The organism is Paenibacillus sp. 01T424 (assembly GCF_056398745.1).
In genome coordinates this window covers 45,788-68,664 of the sequence record NZ_JBFTPZ010000038.1, presented here as the reverse complement: position 1 = coordinate 68,664, position 22,877 = coordinate 45,788, and the positions used below count along the sequence as shown (strand labels likewise).

General features: G+C 42.0%; 18 protein-coding genes. 16 read left to right on the top strand and 2 right to left on the bottom strand.

Annotation, left to right across the window (positions count from 1 at the left end; translation table 11 throughout):
• Positions 1–49 precede the first annotated feature (49 nt).
• Positions 50–1,321, bottom strand: a complete 1,272-nt coding sequence (locus AC1DPK_RS25060; RefSeq protein ID WP_477511966.1) for a helix-turn-helix domain-containing protein — start codon at positions 1,319–1,321, stop codon at positions 50–52.
• 135 nt (positions 1,322–1,456) lie between these two features.
• On the opposite strand from AC1DPK_RS25060, the gene AC1DPK_RS25055 reads away from it, so the two are divergent.
• The 8 genes from AC1DPK_RS25055 (at position 1,457) to AC1DPK_RS25020 (ending at position 12,752) form a co-directional block, all read left to right on the top strand.
• Entirely contained in the window at positions 1,457–1,591 is a 135-nt protein-coding gene (locus AC1DPK_RS25055) for a hypothetical protein (protein ID WP_477511978.1), read from the top strand.
• 36 nt (positions 1,592–1,627) lie between these two features.
• A complete protein-coding gene (locus AC1DPK_RS25050) occupies positions 1,628–2,692 on the top strand; it encodes an MFS transporter (RefSeq protein WP_477511965.1) in 1,065 nt (354 codons plus the stop codon).
• Between the two features lie 613 nt (positions 2,693–3,305).
• Positions 3,306–4,859, top strand: coding sequence for a response regulator transcription factor (locus AC1DPK_RS25045; RefSeq protein ID WP_477511964.1), 1,554 nt, complete (start codon positions 3,306–3,308; stop codon positions 4,857–4,859).
• 3 nt (positions 4,860–4,862) lie between these two features.
• Positions 4,863–6,575, top strand: coding sequence for a sensor histidine kinase (locus AC1DPK_RS25040; protein WP_477511963.1), 1,713 nt, complete (start codon positions 4,863–4,865; stop codon positions 6,573–6,575).
• 171 nt (positions 6,576–6,746) lie between these two features.
• Positions 6,747–7,697, top strand: a complete 951-nt coding sequence (locus AC1DPK_RS25035; protein WP_339203897.1) for an ABC transporter permease — start codon at positions 6,747–6,749, stop codon at positions 7,695–7,697.
• 30 nt (positions 7,698–7,727) lie between these two features.
• Positions 7,728–8,624: a carbohydrate ABC transporter permease gene (locus AC1DPK_RS25030; RefSeq protein WP_076271526.1), complete on the top strand. Its 897-nt coding sequence runs from the start codon at positions 7,728–7,730 to the stop codon at positions 8,622–8,624.
• 45 nt (positions 8,625–8,669) lie between these two features.
• On the top strand, positions 8,670–10,277 hold the full coding sequence (locus tag AC1DPK_RS25025) for an extracellular solute-binding protein (RefSeq protein WP_441880903.1): 1,608 nt from the start codon (positions 8,670–8,672) through the stop codon (positions 10,275–10,277).
• Positions 10,278–10,352: 75 nt separating this feature from the next.
• Positions 10,353–12,752, top strand: coding sequence for a hypothetical protein (locus AC1DPK_RS25020; RefSeq protein ID WP_477511962.1), 2,400 nt, complete (start codon positions 10,353–10,355; stop codon positions 12,750–12,752).
• Between the two features lie 179 nt (positions 12,753–12,931).
• Here the strand turns inward: AC1DPK_RS25020 and AC1DPK_RS25015 are convergent, their stop codons facing one another.
• Positions 12,932–13,576: a phosphatase PAP2 family protein gene (locus AC1DPK_RS25015; protein WP_441880905.1), complete on the bottom strand. Its 645-nt coding sequence runs from the start codon at positions 13,574–13,576 to the stop codon at positions 12,932–12,934.
• A gap of 178 nt (positions 13,577–13,754) precedes the next feature.
• Here AC1DPK_RS25015 and AC1DPK_RS25010 point away from each other — a divergent pair, with 178 nt between their 5' ends.
• The 8 genes from AC1DPK_RS25010 (at position 13,755) to AC1DPK_RS24975 (ending at position 22,806) form a co-directional block, all read left to right on the top strand.
• Positions 13,755–14,690 (top strand): AraC family transcriptional regulator, encoded by a 936-nt coding sequence (locus AC1DPK_RS25010; RefSeq protein WP_441880906.1) that lies wholly within the window; start codon positions 13,755–13,757, stop codon positions 14,688–14,690.
• Positions 14,691–14,716: 26 nt separating this feature from the next.
• Entirely contained in the window at positions 14,717–17,131 is a 2,415-nt protein-coding gene (locus tag AC1DPK_RS25005) for an excinuclease ABC subunit UvrA (RefSeq protein ID WP_477511961.1), read from the top strand.
• On the top strand, positions 17,131–18,171 hold the full coding sequence (locus tag AC1DPK_RS25000) for a serine hydrolase domain-containing protein (RefSeq protein WP_477511960.1): 1,041 nt from the start codon (positions 17,131–17,133) through the stop codon (positions 18,169–18,171). The genes AC1DPK_RS25005 and AC1DPK_RS25000 overlap by 1 nt, the downstream gene beginning before the upstream one ends.
• A gap of 173 nt (positions 18,172–18,344) precedes the next feature.
• On the top strand, positions 18,345–18,974 hold the full coding sequence (locus AC1DPK_RS24995) for a hypothetical protein (RefSeq protein ID WP_477511959.1): 630 nt from the start codon (positions 18,345–18,347) through the stop codon (positions 18,972–18,974).
• Between the two features lie 160 nt (positions 18,975–19,134).
• On the top strand, positions 19,135–20,226 hold the full coding sequence (locus AC1DPK_RS24990) for an NAD(P)H-dependent flavin oxidoreductase (RefSeq protein ID WP_477511958.1): 1,092 nt from the start codon (positions 19,135–19,137) through the stop codon (positions 20,224–20,226).
• A 32-nt stretch (positions 20,227–20,258) separates the two neighbouring features.
• Complete coding sequence (locus AC1DPK_RS24985) at positions 20,259–20,804, top strand: RNA 2'-phosphotransferase (protein WP_477511957.1); 546 nt, start codon at positions 20,259–20,261, stop codon at positions 20,802–20,804.
• 145 nt (positions 20,805–20,949) lie between these two features.
• The gene (locus AC1DPK_RS24980; protein ID WP_477511956.1) at positions 20,950–21,945 is read left to right on the top strand and encodes a cell wall hydrolase; all 996 of its coding nucleotides are present in this window, start codon (positions 20,950–20,952) and stop codon (positions 21,943–21,945) included.
• A gap of 231 nt (positions 21,946–22,176) precedes the next feature.
• Entirely contained in the window at positions 22,177–22,806 is a 630-nt protein-coding gene (locus AC1DPK_RS24975; RefSeq protein ID WP_477511955.1) for a hypothetical protein, read from the top strand.
• The last annotated feature ends 71 nt before the right edge of the window (positions 22,807–22,877 follow it).

The window sequence follows — 22,877 nt, the reverse complement described above, 5'->3', positions numbered from 1 at the left end:
TCACGCGGACTGACTGCGCAGCCCGCGCACTTTCCCTTTTAGTGGTCACTCAAGAGAGCAAACTTGAAGGGGATATTTTTATGGGCTTTTTATCTCCATTCCGTTTTCGATCACGATACTGCTTAGGTGTGATATCGGCATGTTTTTTAAACGATTTAATAAAGTGAGTCTGGTCATAATAGTTCAAACGAGTAGCGATGGTTGAGACCGACTCACTTGTGAAATCGAGCAGCTTCTTAGCTTCTTCTATTTTCTCCTGATGGATGAAATGACTGATCGTGAGTCCCGTTTCTTTTTTGAAAAGGGTGGATAAATAGGTACCGTTAAGTCCAGTCAGCTCAGCCAGTTCAGAGATAGAAATCGCATCATATAAATGATTAAAAATGTATTCTCGGCATTTCGCGATTGGCTTAGAAACGGTGCCTTTCCGATTTTCGCTAACGCGATCCGTAATATCTAAGAAGGCGTCTATCATCGCGGTTTCAACCGAGCGAACATCCGTTAAATCCTCGATATGCTGAATGTAAGTATCGCTTAAGCGATATGCCAGCTCAGTGTACAGTCCACCCTCCATACCCGCTCGAATGGCTACAGCAATTGCACAGATGGCAATATTTTTGCGGCTTCTCAAATGACTTCGTTTGGATAGTGTGCCTGCCTCCCCAATTACACCTATTACGAATAGATTCTTAAGTGCAGCTTTATCGCCGTTCTTAATATGCCGTAATAATATCTGTTCAAATTCCTGGCTCGTGTGAAGATTAGAAAATTCCTTCATATTAGACATCGATAGCTCGATAGCTTCCTCTGACAAAAAACGTTGGTCCAACCGGAAATTATACTCAAGAACATCCGTCAATGCTAACGCCTCTTGATTGACAATCCAATGTGCCATGATGCCAATGTGAAATAATCTCTGCTTGGAAACAAGTGGGAGACTGCGCATATATTCAACCCAAGCTGGATGGAGTTTTCTTGGAATATTATTGTCATTCATGAGATTTCGAACAGTTTCCTCGGAAGGAACATAATCAATTGAGGGACCTATAATAATGGTTCCTGCTCGCTTCAAATTCGAATAAACGGGCTGCACGATAAAAAATTCCTCGAACTCCGTTGTCTGAATAACGGGAAAAGTTTTATCCCAGGTTCGTTTTATTAATTGCTGGAAGTATTCTGGATTTTGTAAGGCGGAAAATGGGATAGGAGCGTTGGATTCGAAATATTCCTGCCCGCTTGGATCATCCGCACTCAACCAATAAACAGGCAGCTGCAAGCTCTCATGAAGTAATTTAGCTAAAAAGGAAGGATTAAATTCCATCTAATGCCTCCAAATAAATTTACTGTTATTCAAATAATCATACCATATTTCCGATTTTTTGATCATCTATAATGAGTGTGTAGTAAAAAATGAAAACGCTTTACAGTTTGTGAGTTTATTTAAGGGGGATTCAAAATGAATCGTGACATAAAGAAAATGGTTTCACAAATGACATTGGAAGAAAAAGCAGATATGTACTCTGGCTTGGATGTTTGGCATTTAAAGGTGCTTTTTCAGATGAAATGGTCGAACAGCTTCTCCTCCAACTAAACGGACAAAAATAATTATACAATCGAGGTTGCTACTATGGAACAGACTAAACTTTCATTTTCGGAGAAGCTTGGGTATGGCGTTGGAGATATTTACGCTTACGTGACCTATCTCATTCTCAACATTATTTATTCAGGAGCGAACGTTCCTTATGGTGTGTTGAACTCATTGATTACACAAGATCCTTATGAGCGATCTTTGCTTAACATATTCCGTATGTTAATGGCTATCTTTGGCGCGGTGCTCGTCTCGACCATGACGGTTCCCATCGTAAATTCATTCGGTGGCGGTAAACAGGGATGGATGATGACGTTTACTATTTATGGTGCGATTGCAGCGGTGTTGTTCTTGATTACTTTCCGTACGACGAAAGAGAGAGTTAAGCCAGCAGTAGTCCAAAATACGGTCCCTCTTAGCGGCTCTTTGAAAGCGCTTTTCCGCAATAAGTATTGGGCGCTGCTCGTGGTCTTCATGATTCTAAGCTTTATTATGACGTCGGTTAATACAGCGGTTAACATTTATTACGCGCAGTATATTTTAGGTAATGCTGAATTGATGTCCATTCTCGGTGTTATTTCCTTTATCCCATTGTTAATTGGCTTGCTGTTTGTTGCTCCGATTATTAAAAGGTTCGGTAAACGTAATTCCTCACTCCTAGGGTTAGCCATCACAATTTTGGGAGCAACGATTACGGTTATTGATCCAACTAGCATTAAAATYGTAATCATCGCGTCGGTGATCAAATCACTTGGCGGGGTTCCATTAGCTGCAACGATGTTCGCGATGCTTGCAGACACCGTAGATTACGGAGAATGGAAAACAGGCATGCGAACAGAAGGTTTAGTTTACAGCGCTGGAAGCTTCGGCTTAAAGGCAGGCAGCGGGCTTGGCGCCGCGATAGTCGGTTGGATGCTCGCATTTGGAGGTTATGTTGGTGGTCAGGAGCATATTAGCGAATCCGCTCGTTCCTCAATCCTGTTCATGTACATTTATTTGCCCATCATCATTAGTGCGCTCATGGTCGTTATTCTCTACTTCTATAAATTAGATAAGTTATTCCCGCAAATTGTAAAAGAGTTAGAAGCAGCTAAAAACATATAAATAGGCAGGGAGGAGACAAGGCCGCAGATAAAATATAATTGAAAAGCGCAATGTGCTGGAAGCGGGCTCCGGTATTTTAACGGCGTCAGCTTGTTTGGCTTTATTCGGAGGCTGACTCTTTAATCATGTGAAGCTTAAAAAAGCTGAGTAGAGGTATTAAAGTGACCCCATTTAGTTAGACGGATTATTTTATTAGGCGATTTTCTGGGAATGAATCCGGTACAGTACCGGATTCATTCCTATTAATTTTGTCTTAATACTCTTGTGATTGTAATAATCGATATATTTTGATAGTTCATTGGGGGATATCATTTGCTTGATACCATGTTCTTCAAAGGCATGCCGATACGGTTTCATTTAGCAGTGCCAGCCTTGGTCAGAATGAATCAGGAGTTTATCTTCGTCTGTTAGTCGCTTAAATGCTTGATCTAACTAAAAGGCGGGTGAAAGCACGATTCCAAAATGAGAGAAATTTTCGAAGAACATTGAACCCTAATCTGGTTGGCAAAGATGTGTTTGTTAATGAACTGGAAAGTATAGTACTGTATTGGTATATGAATAGCTTATGTTAGTGGTAAACTTCCGTTGAAAATATTTCTGGCGAAATGTGGTGATGTACTTGTTAAAAATGCTTGTTGTTGATGATGACAAGTTCGAACGGGACGGCGTTAGGTTTCTCGTTGATAAATATGGACTGCATTTGGAGATCTTTGAAGCTGACAGTGGTGAAAGCGCTCTCTTGTATATCGAAACCCATGATATAGACATCCTGCTCACCGATATCCGGATGAACGGGATGGACGGATTACAGCTAGCAGAGAAGGTTCGTGAACTAGGTAAGTCTATCAAAACGATGTTTATGAGCGCCTATGGTGAGTTCGAGTATGCACAGAAGGCAATCGATCTGAAGGCAATCCATTATATATTAAAACCTGTGCAGGTTAGCGAATTTATTAAAAATATGACCGAGATCATCCAGCTTTGCGAGGAAGCGTTGAAATTGAAGGTTCAGCAGGAAAAGCTAGAAGCTGCCTATTTGAAGGAAGTCAGATACGAAAAGCAGAAGCAGCTTACCGATATTATACTCAGCAAGGCAGAGGAGACGGATGACAAACGAGATCTGAAGGTGCCTGCCGGCAGGTTCGATAAGTATCCTTACATGCGGATGCTGATGCTGGATTCTCGTAAACGCTTTTTCGATCGGCTTGATCTCGATATTGAAGAGCAGTTGGGCGAACTCATTCATCGCAACGTCGATTTTATTCACTTGAATGAGTTTCAAGCGTTGCTGTTCTTGGAAACAGCCCCCGACGAGTCGCTGGAAGCTATAACGGAGCTTGGCCAGCAATTGATCCGGATATTCCAGGATATGTACGATAATGATATCTGTGTTGTGATCAGTGGATTGATGGATGATGTGAAGCAGCTCCACAAACAATTTCACGAAATGGAAACGATGCTGGAAAACAAGTTCTTTTTCGATGAGGGTACGGTGATGCTGGCAAACCGCACATCATTTGCTCAGGGCGATATGACAGCAGTAGTAAATGATGTGTTAACGCAATTGACGCAAAATATTCAGCACAACCGATATGATATCGCGCAACTGTATGTCGAGCAACTGTTTGATGCTCTACAAAACAGTGAGCATTTAACGGTTATCTATGTAAAATATGTGTGCACCGAAATTGTCAAAGCTGCATTCAATGCCTCTATAAAAAAGAATAACGATAGATTCAAGCATAGTTTGGAGGACATCTATAAAACGGTAAAGTTGAGCGATTTGCGTAAAGTAGTACTGAGTATTCTAAAGGAAAACGAGTCTTTCTGCGAAACGAATTTGGAAGCGACCTCCAAAGCGATCGATGAAGTCGTCCGAATAATCGAGAACGAATATCAGGCTGACTTGTCATTGGAATTATTGTCGGAGCGGGTTTATTTATCTCCTAGTTATTTGAGCCATCTATTCAAGAAACAGAAAGGGATAAGTCTTAATAAGTTCATGACCGTGCACCGAATGGAAAAGGCAAAGGAACTGCTTATAACAACCAATCGTAAAATTATCGATATCGGCCAGGATGTTGGTTATAGCAACTTTTCCTACTTCAGCTCGTTATTCAAAAATCATTTTGGTCGAACGCCTTCTAAATGCAGAGAAGAGGCATAAACGATGAAACGGCTGATCTATGGATTATTCAATCGTTTACGGTTTAATCAAAAACTATTTCTTTCTTATTTAATCGTTATTATCATTCCTATTATGGTGCTTGGCATATACGCCTACAATCAATCAAAGGACATGCTCAAATTGCAGGCACTGCAAGGGATTGATAAGAATGTGAATACCGTTACTCAGAATATTGACAATTCGGTTGAACGCTACAATCATGCGATTCGATCGATCRTATTCACGAAGATGTTTCAGAAGATTGTAGCCAACGATTATATCGACTTAGTCAATCTTTCACGGGATTTGAAAGATTTCTTGGATCCGTATTTTATCATGATGATGAACCTTGACAAGGACATTGAGAAAATTACCTTTTACACGCAAAGCTCTGTTCCAGAATTCGGCGATTCAGTAGTCTCATATAAACGGGTTAATGAGAAGCCATGGTACAACGAAGCTATGAAGGGGATAGAACCGCTATGGAAATATGAGGATAACGAACTGTTTGTCATTCATAAATTCCCAAAAACTCTCAAAGAGCCCAATACGAATATGGTCTATATGCGAATTAATGAGAACAGTTTCTTCAAAAACATTACCGATCTCGATCAGGAGTATGCTGTCATTATTTCTGATGGCAATAACCGGATCGTATATGCGAATCAAAGTGCAAAGTTGATTGCCTTTGACTTCAAAGAAATGACGAAAATGAATGAGGGGACGGTACGCATCGGTCAAACGGAAATGTTTCTTGTCAAGAAGAAGATCGTGCAGGCTAATTGGACGGTCTATTGTTTCGTACCCGCAGCGCTTGTGTCCCATAACGCAGGTTCAATCATTAATGCGACGCTAATCGTGATCCTTGCTTGTATTGTCAGCTTGCTGATCATTATTTCGATCTTTTCCAAAACATTTATCAAACGGATATTCTCACTTAATGCGATAATGAAGCGGGTCGAATGGGGAGAATTGGATCTACAGGTTCAAAGTGAGGCCAGGGATGAAATCGGCGAACTGACCAATCGGTTCGGCAAGATGCTTAATCGGCTTAATGAACAGATCGATGAAACCTATCGAAGTAAAATCATTCAGAAAGAGGCCGAGCTGAAAGCGCTGCAATCGCAAATCAATCCTCACTTTCTATACAATACGCTCTCATTCATCAATTGGAAAGCGCTCAAAAACGATGCGCCGGAAATTAGTCATGTCGTTACATCTATGTCGAAATTTTATCGAACGGCTCTTAATCAAGGCAATAATATTATTACTGTGCGTAACGAATTAGAGAATATCAAATCCTATATTGAGATTATTCAGGTTATGGGTGATTATAGCTTCGATGTGGTTTATAAGATCGATGAGGAGGTTAACGAGTATTCAACAATAAATTTAATTCTTCAACCGCTCGCAGAAAATGCGATCAAGCATGGTATCAAACAGAAAAATAATGGAAAGGGTCTACTGTATGTTAGTGCCTGGCTTGGTAAAGGGACGGTCAATTTCGCGATTGAAGACAACGGTCCAGGTATGGAGAAGGAGACGATCGATACGATACTTACGATGCAATCGACAGGATATGGCCTCAAAAATGTCAACGAGCGTCTGCAACTGCGGTTCGGCACTAAATACGGCATCTCCATCCAAAGTCGACTTGGCTATGGTACAGTTATGACCATCGTTATTCCACAAAGCTTGTATAGTTCCACAGTATAAACAACTTATTCTCCCAAATTCAACTTCGCCCGCCGGCTAGCCGGACGGGTTTTTTTAACTCCGTAATAAACTGCATCATTTCTAAAATATTTGATAATTATTAAATAAGTTTCCTATGTTATATTCTCTTTAGCACAATGGAACCGCTTACAAAAAGGAGGGAATAAAGCAATGAGCGATACGATTAGGGCAATTAGCACGAAACAGGTGCTGAGGAGGGAGAAGATAAAAAAATATAAACAATACCGTGTGCTGCTGATTATGATGATTCCGGCAGTTGTCTATTACATTCTATTTCATTATCTCCCCATGTACGGCGTATTGTTGGCATTCAAAGATTTTAAAATTACACAGGGCATCATCGGAAGTCCATGGGCTGGACTTCATCATTTCGAAAAGATCATGAACGACACATATTTCTACACTGTGTTGAAAAATACACTAATTATCAGTTTAAGCAAGCTGGTGTTTGGTTTCCCGGTACCCATCATTTTTGCATTGTTATTGAGTGAAATTTCAAATATGAAATTCAAGAGGTTAGCTCAGACTGTATCCTATTTACCTCATTTTATATCATGGGTTGTCATGGCTGGGATATTTTTTACGTTGTTTTCTTTGGACGGTCCTATCAATGGCATTGTAAAACTATTAGGCGGCGATCCGATGTTATTCTTGGCGGATGATCGTTACTTCCGCACCATACTTGTGGCGACGAGTATTTTTCAAGGCTTCGGATGGGGTTCAATTATCTATTTCGCAGCCATTTCGAGTATCGATCCGCAGTTGTACGAAGCTGCTGTACTCGATGGAGCTGGCCGGTTTAAACGGATGGTTTATATATCGATACCGATGCTTGCGCCCGTTATAGCCATTATGCTTATTCTATCAATGTCCGGTATTTTGGATGCGGGTTTTGATCAAATATTCAATATGTATAATGTCAAAGTGTATAACGTTTCAGACATAATCGATACTTATGTGTATCGTAAAGGTTTAATTGAGATGAACTATAGCTACGCGACGGCCGTTGGATTGTTCAAATCCGTGGTTGCTTTGATCCTGATCGTTATCGTAAATAAGATAGTGAAATGGATCGGCGGCAAGGAGCATGCCATATGGTAATTTTCTTAATTAGACGAGGGAGCGAGAACGATGATTAACATAAAAAAATCAACGGCAGACAAAATAGTCGACGTCTTTTTGTATCTCATTCTGGCAGGTATTATCTTTATCACATTGTATCCCTTTTGGACGCAGGTCGTGATTTCTTTAGATGGCGCAGGAGCAGACAGTGCTGCTTATTCATCAGGCTTCATATGGTTGCCGACACAGCTCACGTTCGAGAGCTACAAGCTGGCCTTTAAGTTCGATGCGCTATGGACGGGATACTGGAATACGATTATTCGAACCGCGCTGGGTGTTATATTATCTATATTTTTCACAGCCATAACCGCCTATCCATTAGCAAAAAAAGACCTTCCCTTCAACCGATCGTTTACAAGCATGATTTTGTTCACGATGTTGTTTGCTGGGGGGACGATTCCTTCGTATCTGCTTATTAAGGAACTGAATATGCTTGATACGATTTGGTCGCTTGTTATTCCAGGTATGATTGGTGCGTTTAACGTGTTGATTATGCGAAATTTTTTTCGTTCGATTCCGGAAGAACTGGAAGAGTCGGCACGTGTGGATGGTGCAGGATACTTGCGGATTTTTACTCAGATCGTCATACCATTATCGAAGCCAGTGCTAGCTACGATTGCTTTATGGGTAGGTGTGGGCCACTGGAATGCATGGTTTGACAGCATGATCTACATTTCAGATCCGAATAAGCAAGTACTGCAGATTGTTTTACGCAAAATTATTATCCAGAACAACATGGCGGATATTAACAGCGTCATTCAAAATATCGGTAAAACAACAGAGTTTTCGGGACGACAGCTGCAAGCCACGGTTGTCATGTTCTCGATCATTCCAATGCTGGTCGTTTATCCATTTATCCAAAAGTATTTTGTCAAAGGCGTTATGATTGGTGCTATTAAAGGGTAAACCCCCTAATAGATAATATTTCATAAACAGAGAGGGCTGGTTGAAATGATGAAAAAGCGTATATTGCTAGGAGGGCTATCCACAGTCTTGCTGATGTCGATCATGGCGGGATGCGGCAAAAATGATTCCTCGGGTAATCAGACTGATAATGGGAATAAACAATCGGCAGTTAATGGAGAAGCTACGAATAAAAAAATGAAATTGATGTTTTGGAATTTAGATGAGAATCAAACGACAGACTCTGTCGGATTAAATGCACTGAAAGAGAAGTACAACGTCGATTTGGAAAGTATTGCATCAACCAGGGAAGCGATGAAAGAAAAACTGAACCTTCTCATATCCTCTGGGGAAATTCCAGATTGGTGGAAAGAGCCATCGTTTACGGATTACGATAAATTTCTCCAACAGGATGTTGCCGCTGAAATTCCGCAACAATTAATTGAACAAAATATGCCGAAATATACGGAGTGGCTAAAACGTTACCTTGGGGAAGATCCATTTAAGTATATAAGAAGAGATGGAAAAATCTATGGATTACCGGTCATCTGGGATATTGGTATCGATGGTATACAGCTTGGTTTTCGTGAAGATTGGTTGAAAAAAGTAGGCATAACAAAAACACCGGAAACGCTTGATGAGATGGAAGCTGCATTGACGAAATTCCGGAACGAGGATCCTGACGGCAATGGTAAAAAAGATACGTATGGCATCACTGCAGCAGGTGAAAATATCGAATCTATTTTCAGCTCCGTGTTTGGCGCATATGATGCTTATCCTAATATATTCCGTGAGAAAGATGGAGTAATCGTCCGTGGAGAAATTGAACCAGGCGCGAAGCAAGCGCTTGAAGTTCTGAACCGTTGGTATAAAAATGAATTGATTGATCCCGAATTTGTCGTTAATAAAGGTAATAATGTTGAAGACAAAGTGCTTACGGACAAAATAGGAGCGATTGAATATTATTGGTGGGCGTTCTTGCCGGGCAACGCATTCCTTGGTGGAGAACAGTGGTATGACAAGCTGGCTAAGAAGTACCCGGGCTTTAATTTTGCTATTGAAGGCGGAATTAAGGGACCCGATGGGAAATACGGCATATCACAGTACAACCCAGCCTTTGCATCGGGTGTTATGTTCGGTAAGCATTTAGAAAAAGACCAGGAAAAAATGATTAAATACATGCAAATTTTCGAAGCTAGCCAATTTGATCCGGAAATTTATGAAAAAATGAACTTTGGAGAGAAAGGTGTCCATTGGAATAAGAGTGACAAAGGAACGGTTGAATTCATCGCTCCATATACAGACGAGAAAGAACGCAAAAAAATAGGGCTTGGCGGTTACTCGATGGCAGGCTCGTTCAATGACTACGAATTTCAAACGTCATATACATCTGAAGAAAGTCTGCGTCAGCTTGCGAAGGATACACGTGCCAAGGGAACGAGAAATATTGATATTCTAGCACCATTCAACAAGCCCATCTACAATGAAACGCAAGATAAGTTGAAACAGTATACACTGCAAAATTTTATAGATTTTATTACGGGTCGCAAACCGCTGAGCGAATTCGATAGTTTTGTAGCTGAATGGAAAAAGATGGGCGGCGATGATGTGTTAAACGAAGCGCAACAAGTATATGACGACAATTTAAAATCATAATCATTTTGAAAAGCTAGTTATCGATCTAAGGATGCGCTTAAATGAAAAATTATGCAGCAGGGAGATAGGAGAACTATGTATACCATAAACGCTGGAGCCTTAAAGTTGCAGTTGAACGAAAAAGGTCAAATTACAGCTATGAACGATAGCAGAGATCATGCATATGCATCAATGACACAAACTACTGTGCTTATTCGCATTGTCATCGATGGTCGAATGGAGGTGCCTTCGAAGGCATCCTTGAACGCGGTACTGGGGCTAATAACATTTGAATTTGCAGATACCGGTGCTGTGGTCGATGTATTAATTGTAGAAGAATCGCAGTATGCGACATTTGAGATTCAGCGTATTGAAGGCGCCGATGTGGATGGGGTCATATGGGGACCGTATATGACAACGGTTGCCGGTTCGATCGGTGAATCGGTTGGTGTCGTTCATAATGGACAATTCGCGATCGGCCTTCAGGCATTGAACATCAAGACTGTCGGGGGGTGGCCGATCGAGCTCGATCGATTGGAAAATGTGCAGCAAAGTTATTCGGACAACGGGAACGTAAAGCCGGATCCTGACAGTCCGCAAATATCCGATAGTAAATTCGAGTATGATGTTTGCGCAGCATGGCCGACAAGCGAAGGAAGCCTGCTGCAGGCATTTGCCAGAAATCGGTTGAAGAGCTTTCGTCGTCCGGCATGGAACTTACCGCTTGTTCAAGTAGCGCCCATAAGTGGGGACGACGCATCAATCGTTGGAACAAGTATTGCTTTGTTCGGTTGTGAGTTACAGCATGTGTTTGAGACGATTGAAGCGATTGAGATTGGAGAAGGGCTGCCTCATCCTATGATCGAAGGGGTCTGGGGTAAAATATCGCCTATGGCAAACCAATCCTACCTGATTACGGATTTCTCCGAATCTACAATGTCCGAAGCTGTACGTTTTACAAAAATGGCTGGTCTCAAATACGTGTATCATCCCGATCCATTCATCAATTGGGGACATTTCACTCTGAAGCCAAAAAGCTTCCCGAATGGGGATGAGGGTTTAAAGTCTTCTGTGGCAATGGCAGAAGGTGAGGGTGTTCATGTCGGCGTGCATACACTATCCAACTTTACGACATTAAATGATTCCTATGTAACGCCAGTGCCGGATGAAAGGCTGCAAATGGCAGGCATGTCGCGATTAGTTGCAACGGTTGACTTAGAAGCAGATTGTATCGAGGTTGATGATCCCGCGCCGTTTCAACTACATTTGTTCCGGCATACAGCACAAATCGGAAGTGAACAAATAGAATATGATGGAGTTACAGAAAGTGCGCCTTGGAAGCTGACAGGCGTTAAGCGTGGAGCAAATGGAACAACCATCGCGACGCATGAAAGTGGTACGATTATAGGTCGACTATGGGATCACCCTTACGATGTATTTTTCCCGAACATTGAGCTGCAGGACGAATATTGCGTTCGCATCAACGATCTATTTATGAAAACGGGCTTGAAGCAAATATCATTTGATGGTTTGGAAGGCTGCTATGCAACAGGTCATGACGGGTACGGAGTGAATCGTTTTGTGAAAATGTGTTATGACGGCTGGGGAGAAGAAGTTATTAACGATGCTAGCATTGTCGTTCCGAACTATTTGTGGCATGTATTCACAAGGTTCAACTGGGGCGAGCCTTGGGGTGCTGCAACACGTGAAGGGCAGCTTGAATGGCGGCTTACCAACCAGCGGTATTTTGCCCGTAACTTCATTCCGTCAATGCTTGGATGGTTTCTTGTTCGTTCTGCTTCCGATCAGTTCGAAGCGACGTCACCTGATGAAATAGAGTGGGTATTATCGAAAGCGGCAGGTTTCAACGCTGGTTTTGCTTTARTTGCCGATATGCAGGTGCTTGGGCGAAACGGTAACATCGAGTCGGTATTCACATCCGTGCGCGAGTGGGAGACAGCAAGACAAGCCGGCGCCTTCACATCCGAACAACGGGAACGGTTGAAGGACCCGAAAAGCGACTGGCATTTGGAAGCTTCAGGTGAAGGGAAGTGGAATTTATACCCTGTCCATATCTCAAAACCGCTCGTTTGCAACCCGGCGGAGCTGCAGCCAGGTCAGCCAGGGGGAGCAGATTGGACGTACTTCAACCGATATGCGGATCAACCGCTTAAATTTACGCTGCGTGTCATTCCTTCATATGGTAACGATGATGCTTCGATTAAACGTCCAACTTTTTATACGAACGGTGTTTATATGACGTTTGATACAGAAATTTTCGTGAATCAATATCTCGTTTGTGAAGGTGACAGAATCGGTAAAGTTTACGATCAGAACTGGAATCTGCTAAGAACCATTCATGCTTCCGCCGATGCGCCAATCGTAAGAACGGGTGGACAGACGCTATCATTCAGTTGTAAATTCGAAGGCGATCCGAAGCCTCTAGTTAGCGTCAGAGTGACGACTTGGGGAGAACGGGAAGAAGTAGTAAATTAAGCGACGGCCGTTTTCCTATACATAATAGGGGAACGGTCTTTTTTGGAGGAAGCAAGTTTGCAGGAAACCCACTCCCCATTATGTAAGTCTTCCAGTTAAGACCACTTCTGATTTCTGAGATGGTCCTCCCTTTTGTTACCTCTACTTTCCAGCCCTTTGTAATGATCATAAGTCCATCGCTACATACTTGTAGTAGCCAGCTTGTCACGCCGCTGATTTCGAGATGAGATATAATGGACAATCTGGTATGTCACTTCAGCGAAGAGAATTCCCCCAAATACATCAATGAGTGCATGCTGCTTGGTGAAGACAGTGGAAATGATAATAAGCCACAACAAAATGTACATAAAGACTCTAACAGACAGTTTGACAACTAATTCACGTTTCAAAGTTATGAATAGCAAATAACTCGTTAAGCAGTGGACACTTGGAAAACAGTTAAAGGGTGCGTCAGACTCGTAAATAAAATTAACAAGCCTGCTCGCCAAGTCAGCGCCATCAACATCGGGCCGAGGTACAAGGGTAGCAAAAAACCAGAAAACAACATTGCACGCCATGACGGAAATATTATAGATCAATAGAGTACGCCAATAAATACGGCGATGTTTAATAGCTAGATACAAAAAGCTTAGATATAAAACGGGCATCCAGCTTATATAAGGGAAGATAAACCATTTTACAAAAGGAATTAAAGTATCTATCCAAAAATAATCCAAAATAATGTCTGGTCCAATATTGCTGGCAATCCCCATATAAATAAACCCCTGAAGAGGAATGGAAAGAATGCCTAAAAGGTGTTTCCATTTTTCAATCCACATTTTCATTTTAGTCCTCACTCGCTTCTCTTGAAGTTTTATTCATTCTAAACTTCATCAGATGCCAGAACAATACACAAATGTAATACATTATTCAATTCGTTTTTGGAAAAACATATTTTAACATATGTTATTCTGTATTCTGTAATGGAGTAATGTTGCTCCTGAAGGTGCGGAGGGATCATATATGACAATATCTCAAAGTAAAAAAGAGTATTTGCGTCGCATTCATAAAGTGCAGGATTATATAGAAGCAAATGTATGTGATTCTCTTTCACTAGATGAGCTTGCTTCCATTGCCGGGTTTTCAAAGTATCACTTTCATAAAATTTTTAAAGGGATCGTGAATGAATCATTGCTGCAATACGTAAACCGAGTGAAGCTGGAGAAAGCACTAAATTTTCTCATTCATCGGCCAGATATGACAGTTACGGCAATAGCATATCGATTTGGTTTTACGGATACTTCGATTTTTTCACGGGCGTTTAAAAATTATTATGGTGTAAGCCCGAGCTATTATAGAAATCAATATCGCAAGAATTGCAAAGACTTGATAAAAATATCTCCTTATCATGAAAGTACGCTGAAAATGACAAAAAAGGATGATGAAAATAAGGTAAAAGGAAAGGTAACCATTGAGACGATTGGCGAGATGAATGTTGCCTATGTGAGACATCTTGGCAGCTATGGACAATTAAAGCTTGTTTTTGAATCACTCCTGCGACAGCTGTTCGCTTATTTAAGCAAATGGAACTTCATCGATTCGAGCAGCATAAAAGTGTTGACGATCTATCATGATCATCCGGAAATTACAGAGGATCATCATAGAAGAACCAGCCTTTGTGTGACAATCCCTAGCAGCGCTGCCCAATTCATCGAAAAAGGGGATAGTGATGTCGGAATCATGATTATACCTTCCGGCAAATACGCTGTAGGTCATTTTGAAATATACCAAAATGAGTATAGTGAGGCTTGGGACTATTTATGCGGCGAATGGCTGCCCCAAAGCGGTTATCTTCCTCGTGACACCTCAAGTTTTGAAGTATATGTCAGCGAACCAGACTCAAACCCACAAACAAAACATGTCGTAGATATTTATTTGCCGGTAGGACCTCTTGCATAGTCAAATCTAGAATAAGGGGCGATGAAATGGAGCAGAAAACCATAACGATAAAAGGGGCACGAGTGCATAACCTCAAGAACATAGACATTTCAATTCCAAAAAACAAGCTGGTGGCAGCAACTGGCGTCAGCGGATCAGGCAAATCCAGCCTTGTGTTCGATATTATTTTTGAGGAAGGACGCAAGCAATACTTGCAATCCTTAGGTATTGTTGCTGGGCTTGATAATGAAGACAAATTCGACAGTATACAAGGTTTAAGCCCAGCCATAGCAGTGCAGCAAAATACGATCCGTCAAAGCAACACGCGCTCAACCGTAGGCTCAAAGACCAATATTATGAATAGGTTGGCACTGCTCTATGCTGGAGAAGGGTCAATCCGTTGCTCCACCTGCGGAACAGCTGTGAATGACAACCTATTCTGCTTAGAATGCGGGAATAGCGAGGAGCGATTGTCGCCAAGTTATTTTTCCAACCTTTCTCCACATGGAATGTGTATCAAGTGCTCTGGGCGAGGATCGTGTTTTGAAGTTGACCTAGAAAAGCTTGTATCAGATAGTCGAATGACTTTGGAGCAGGTTCTTGATGGAGTCGGCTTAACTCCTGGTTATTTGCGATTATTTCAAAGGAAGTTCCATTCATATTTAGCTATTCCTTTCTTACAGCTACCAGAAGAAGTAAGGGGAGAAATCATCTATGGGCATTATGCAAACGGCAATTCTGAAAAACGCAGCGCCTGTTTAACGAACATATTTCATACTCGCCTTCATAGAGGAGAACCGTTAAATGGTGTGTATGCTAATATTGTATGTTCCGATTGCTATGGATTTAGAGTGGGTGAAGAGGCACGAGAAGTGCTGTTAAATGGCAAGCATATTGGTCAACTTGGGCGGATGACAATCTCAGAAGTGAATGAAGTACTTGAAGATTTACGCCAGCAAAACACGTTCACGATGATGGGTAAAAACTTGCTGCAAGAAATATTGCTTAAAACGAATAACTTGATTAAAGCACGTCTCGGTCATCTTTCTCTTTACAGAGAAATGCCAACTTTGAGTGGTCGAGAAATACAGCGATTATTTCTGCATTCACATTTGGATGCAAAAATGGATTCGATGATCTATGTTCTCGACGAACCTACTGCAGGACTGCATGAGTTTGAAAAATTGGATGTTTTAAAATTTATACAAGAACTCAAAGACCTGGGCAACACGGTGATTGTTGTAGAGCACCATAGTAATGCAATCAAAATAGCGGAGCACATTATTGACATAGGACCCATGGCGGGTATTGAAGGTGGAGAGGTTATATATGAGGGTGATTTAGAAGGATTGCTCCAGTGCAAGGAGTCTATCACTGGCCAATATCTTTCAGGCAAAATGACCATGCCGTCCAGAACTAAACATCCGTGTATTGAAACGGTACCTGTTCTAACCATTCGACATGCCAAAACGAACAACCTCAAGAATGTGACAGCTGCTATTCCTTTAGGTGTAATGGTCGGGATTGCAGGTATGTCGGGAAGCGGTAAAAGCTCGCTGATTTCAAATACGCTGCTCCCTCTCCTGAAAAACCATTTTCGTAATAAGCAGGAAGGCAACGAAGAAACCGAAATGGGTAATGAGGTAGAAGCCTTGATGACTCAAATGGTTGCGGATAGGCTGGAGGGCTTGGAGCATATTTGTGGCTATGCCGAAATATCACAGGCACCTATAGGCAGGAGCTCGAGCTCCAATCCTGCATCTTATATAGGCATTTGGGATAAAATTCGCAGCCTGTTTGCCAAACAGCCGGCAGCCGTGAATCAGAATTTTATTTCAGGCCACTTCTCATTCAACTCGAAAGGTGCTTGTTCGGAATGCTGCGGCAGTGGACATACGGCAATCTGGCTGGGCGGCAATTTGAAAATAGAAAAACCATGCACAGCATGCTATGGGAAAAGGTTTAACCATGACACGTTATCGGTCGAATACAAAGGTAAAAATATTTTTGACATCTTAGAACTGAGCGTCTCGGAAGCGGTTGTTTTCTTTGAAGGTAACAAGGTGATTGTGACAGCTTTGAAAGTAATGGATCGAATGGGGCTCGGATACTTAAAACTGGGTCAGCCCACTCCCACTTTAAGCGGCGGTGAAGCGCAAAGAATAAAACTCGCTAAAGAGATTGGCCGAAGACGGAAAGGGAATACCCTGTATATACTGGATGAGCCTACCACTGGTCTTAGTCTGTATGATACCGCAAAGCTCATTGAATTGTTAGACGAGCTTATAGCAAATGGGAATTCAGTAATCGTCATTGAACATAACCCGGCTGTTCTCGCTTCCTGCGACTGGATGATAGAACTTGGACCTGGCGGCGGCCCAGAAGGAGGTTATATTATTGCAGAAGGTTCACCCGATGTGCTGAAAGGAAATCCAAAGTCCTTAACCGGGAGGTATCTATAATGCAAAGAGATTACTGGCCAACAACAGAGTGGCGGACGAGGGAGCCAGCAGCTCTTGGCATGGACACGGAGAAGTTTTCCGAACTTAATCATTTAATTAAAACCCAATATAACAATCTAAATGGTATTGTTGTTGTGCATAAGGGTTATATCGCATTTGAAAAGTATGAAAACAGCTTTATCGCTAGTGATACCCATCATGTAGCTTCGGTAACGAAAAGCGTGATATCTGCCCTCATCGGCATCGCTATAGACAAAGGATTTATCAAAAGTGTAGACGAAAAGATACTGGATTTCTTTCCCGAATATGTTTCCGATGYCAGCGACATTCAGAAACGGGCGGTAACGATCCGGCAGCTTCTCACGATGACGGCGCCATTTCCTTTTACATGGAAACCAGGAGGGGGAGTGCGGGAGCCGCTGGACAGACTGCGGAGGCAAAAGGACTGGACCAAATATACGCTTGACCTATTAGGACAAAAAGGGCGAATAGGCGAGTTTCAGTATTGTACTGCGGGTGCACATCTGCTGTCGGTTATTTTGACACGCACGACAGGTAAAAGCGCTCGTGAGTTTGCAAATGAGCAGTTGTTTGGGCCAATTGGGATGAAAACCATTGCTGATCGCCAAATGAAATCGTTTGGTATCGAAGATGTATTTGGGAAAAACCTAAAAGGATGGATTCATGACCCTAACGGAAATTCGACAGGGGGTTGGGGACTTTGTCTAACGCTCAGAGACATGGCGCGTTTTGGATTTCTATATTTAAATGACGGTATTTGGGAGGATAAACAGTTCATCTCCAAAACGTGGCATGATGAGTCGATCGCAATGAATGCGAACAAATACGGTTATTTGTGGTGGCTGCATGAAGAGGATGGGAATTATGCATATATGGCAATGGGTGATGGAGGCAATGCTATTGTTTGCATTCCGGCCAAGGATTTGATAGTTTCCATAGCTTCCGAGATCGTCAGCAAACCTCGTGATATATGGCCTCTGATTAAAAATTGCATCATTCCCTCTGTAGTAATCCGCTGAATATCCTCTATTTGCTATCGTCTAGTGTTTGCTAGTCTGATTGACACATGCCTATAATAATAGATGTAGCATTTGTGGCATTCTATAATCGTATTCAAGAAGAGTTACCCTACGAGATAGCTAAATATAGCCTGATTTACGAGATGATAGTAGGATAGGAGACAGGTGAGACTATGACAACGAATAATGAGACAACTAACGAGGAAGTAAATAATAAGGAAGCTGCGATGTCCGAGGAGAAATGGGCTGAGCTTATAAAGGCTGTTCACCATAATGGCCTTGTAGCTTTAAAAATGCATTTTAACGAGGTTGAAGCACAGGTATCAAATTTCGTAGATTACGGCCCGGTTTTTGTATTTAATGTGAAGGATGAATCGGGCAGTGTTTATTCGTGTGGATTTTTTCTGCGTGAGTTAATTGCTAGATTCCAATCGGATAATGATCCAGCCGTATGGTTGGCTTCTTTTTTCGTCGATCTTATGGAGACAGAAGGTGGCAAGCCTCTTCCTAAACCGGCTACGAATGAAGATGAGGCTAAAGAGATCATAGACAAAGTACTCGTACCGCAATGTATAAAAGCTGTAACAGAAGAGTTTGCTCCGGAACCGGTACATGCGGGGCTGGCTTGGAAGGAAGACCACGGTCCGATTTTTGAAGTGGGTTTTCCAGCAATCATAGATGGAAATAACGTATGTGCTGTTTCTTTGCATCTATTGCTAACACATTTGCAGTTGAATCGGGATCCAGGGGAGCTGCTGATTCAAGGATTGTATGACATTCGGAATGAGCATGGCTTAGAATAAATAACGAAGATAGGATTTAACGCAGCCTGATTGGGCTGCGTTTTTTTTATATGATAAAATCGATCTAAGATCATAAAAAGTGTACAATTTAAGAGAATAAGAATAATAAATGGGTTGACTCTAATGATTCGATAAATCATAACAAATTGGAGAAGAAAACATGAATATAAATCTACATACTGAGCTTTGCCAACTGTTTAATATTCGTTATCCGCTTTTTTTAGCTGGAATGGCTGGCGGGCCATCGACTGCAAAATTGGTAGCAGCAGTATCGAATGCAGGTGGACTAGGAACGCTTGGTGCTGCATATATGGAGCCGGCTGCCATTCGAGAAACGATTAATGAAATCCGCAAGCTGACAGATAAGCCTTTTGCAGTTAATCTATTTGCGATGCAAACTTCGGATCACAATACTCGAATTGGAGAAGTTCAGCGAGAGTTAAATCTTGTTCGGAATGTGCTTGGAATTTCTCATGCGAGTGCGGAACATGTGACGACTCCCGATCGTTTTGACCAACAAATGGCTGTTTTGCTCGAAGAGAAGGTTCCTGTCATCAGCACAGCATTCGGTATTCTTCCGGAGCCTTTCTTGCGGCAAGCTAAAGAGGCTAATCTTCTTGTTGTTGCGATGGTAACTACGGTGAACGAAGCGCTTCTGGCGGAGCAAGCAGGCTGCGATGCGATAGTTGCCCAAGGCAGCGAAGCGGGCGGACATCGAGGAACATTTGATATAACCGAACATCAGCTGGGTGCAAATATAGGAACATTTGCTTTGGTACCGCAAATTGTAGATCGAGTGAGTATTCCAGTCATTGCTGCGGGCGGCATTATGGATGGACGAGGATTAGTAGCGTCTCTTATTTTAGGAGCACAGGGTGTCCAAATGGGGACGCGATTTCTTACAGCGATAGAATCTGGTGCGCATGAGGTTTATAAGCAGGCTCTGCTGAAAAGTACAGAGGAGAGCACAGTTATTACGAAAGCTTTCTCGGGTCGACCAGCTAGAGGCATACGTAATTCATTTGTTAAGCAATGGGAAGAGAACGGGATCGAGCCCCTTCCGTTTCCTACTCAAAACACCGTGACTCGTGATATAAGAAACGCTGCAAGCAGCCAAAACAATTCAGAATATATGTCCCTATGGGCTGGTCAAGGAACGAGGATGCTTACTTCTGGCCAAACTGCGGAGGATATTGTTGCAGAGACAATTCGGCAAGCACTTTCCATTTGTGAGACGGGCACGTCCCAATAACATAAATTTCCGAAAAAAGGAGGGATAACAAAATGTTAACGGAAAAACAAGAAGAATCTCTAAGTAAGTTCATGAGTAAAATTTTAAGACATTCTCCTGATGCTTTTGGCATTACATTAGACCAAGAGGGATTTTGTAAACTGGATGATTTCGTTTCTTCCATTCGGAATGAAGCAAGATGGAGCAGCATTCAAAATAGTGCTATTGAGCAAGTCGTCCGCCATTGTAAGAAGCAGCGATATGAAATTGTTGGTGCCTTTATTCGTGCAAACTATGGGCACAGCGTTGAAAGAATAACTTATAAAGAGGCGAAGCCCCCTGCCCTATTGTTTCATGGTACGAACACTAAGGTTTCGAATATTATTTTAGCCGAAGGTTTAAAGCCAATGGGAAGACAATATGTTCATCTTTCAGAATCGCTTGATTTTGCAACACTTGCAGGAAAAAGGCGAGGAGAACTCGTCATCCTGCATATTAACACCGAGCTTGCATTATCTCTTGGCGGCAGCTTTTATTTAGCTAATAATGGCGTTTGGCTTTCTGATTTTATACCGCCTGCCTGTATCATTATGAAGTAAGTGCTTTCATTTTTTTGTTTTTTTGTATCGAATGTGGTTAATTCTGTGAAAATGTTAATGCTAATGTCGCAATAAACTGTGATATAATTTTGCCCAGAAGATGAACGTTGGATTTTACACCAACTTAATTAACTGGGAGGTACGCATGATCAGGGATGCCAAGCGGATTAGAGGTCTTATAATCACCATGATATTGGGTTTGTTTCTGCTTTGTATCGGACCTATGTCGAGTGTCCATGCAGGGAATGCAGCTGCTGCGGATGAATGGACGATAAAATTTAATGGGAAAATAGTGAAGATAACAGATCCGCTTTATGTGTCAGAAGGAAGATTGTTTGTTCCGGTAGCCCGCATAGCTGATATGTTCGGTGCGAAGTCGAGCTGGGATAATGTAAACGAAGAAGTAACAATACATACAGAATTAAAAGATAAAGTCGTGCTGGGAAATGGAGTACCAGTCGTATATTTTAACGAAGCCCGTTATAAGTTGGATGCAGTGCCATTTTTAAAGGACAATAGGCTGTATGCTCCTCTGCGCCAATTGTCAGAAATGCTACATGCTAATGTGGTATTGAATGCAGAATCAAACGTTATTGAACTTATAAAAGTACAGCCTGCTGTAATAACAGAAGAGTACGGCTTGGATGAGATCAGCAAGGAGTTTGGCAGCACCAAATCAGAGCTGCTCAAATGGAATGGACTCGATAGCAAGGCGAAGATCAAGCCGGGAACAAAGCTCAAGGTCATCATTCCTTCAAATGTTGATCAAATAGCAAAACCGTTCACGGAAGCGGATTATATGCTGCTTGCTAAGATTACGATGGTTGAAGCAGGCAATGAATCCTATGAAGGACAGCTTGGATTAGCGAATGTCATATTAAACAGAGTGAAGGATGAGCGGTTTCCGGATACGATACGCGACGTCATTTATTCAGGCAAGCAGTTTCCTCCAGCACATAATGGACTCTTAGATAAAAGTAAGCCAAATGCAAGCTCACTTCGTGCAGCGAAAGATGCGCTCAACGGTAAAAATAACGTGGAGAATGCTGTTTATTTCTTCAATCCCGATATTTCCAAAGGATCGTTTTGGTCCAGCTTAGATGTTATTGTGACAATCGACAATCATAGCTTTGCAAAATAGTTATAAGATAGCCGCTGAACCATTGCAAGGTGCAGAAAACAAGGGGAACAAGTCCAAAGGATTTGTTCCCCTTGTTGTTAAGAGGACGAAGACAGAGCTGCCGTATCGTTGTTGGATGACTGAAACCATTTGTGGTAATCTATAATAGATTTGCAGTAGAGTTGCCGTATGATATGATCGCAATGAAGCCTACTTTACAGGATGATAGTATGATAGGAGACAGGTGGAACTATGAACGTAAACAATGAGACAACTGACTTGGAAGTAAATAGCGAGGAAACAGAGATGTCCAAGGAGGAATGGGCGGAGCTTATAAAAGCTGTTTACGATAATGGCCTTGCAGCTTTAAGAATACAGTATAACGATGTTGAGGCACAGGTTTCGAATTTCCATGATTATGGCCCAGTTTTTATATTTCATGTGAAGGATGAATCGGGTAGTAGATATTCCTGCGGTTTTTTTCTGCATGAGTTGCTTAACAGGTTCCAATCGGACAATGATCCTGCAGTATGGATGTCTTCATTTTTCGTTGAACTTATGGAGACGAAGGGTGGCAAGCCCCTCCCAAAACCAGCAACGAATGAAGCTGAGGCTAAAGAGATAATTGACAATATACTCGTTCCGGAATGTATAAAAGCAGTAACGGAAGAGTTTGCTGCGGAGCAGGTGCATGCAGGTCTTGCTTGGAAGGAAGACCACGGTCCAGTCTTTGAAGCTGGATTTCCGGCACTCACAGGCGGAAATAACGTATGTGCGATTTCTTTGCATTTCTTGTTGATTCATTTGCAGTTGAACCGGGATCCAGGAGATCTGTTGATTCAAGAAATGTACAACATTCGAAAAGAGCATGGCATAGGCTAACATTTACAAATCAAAATGTATTTAGCGCAACCCGATATGGGTTGCGTTTTTTTATTCGTACACAGCGAGCA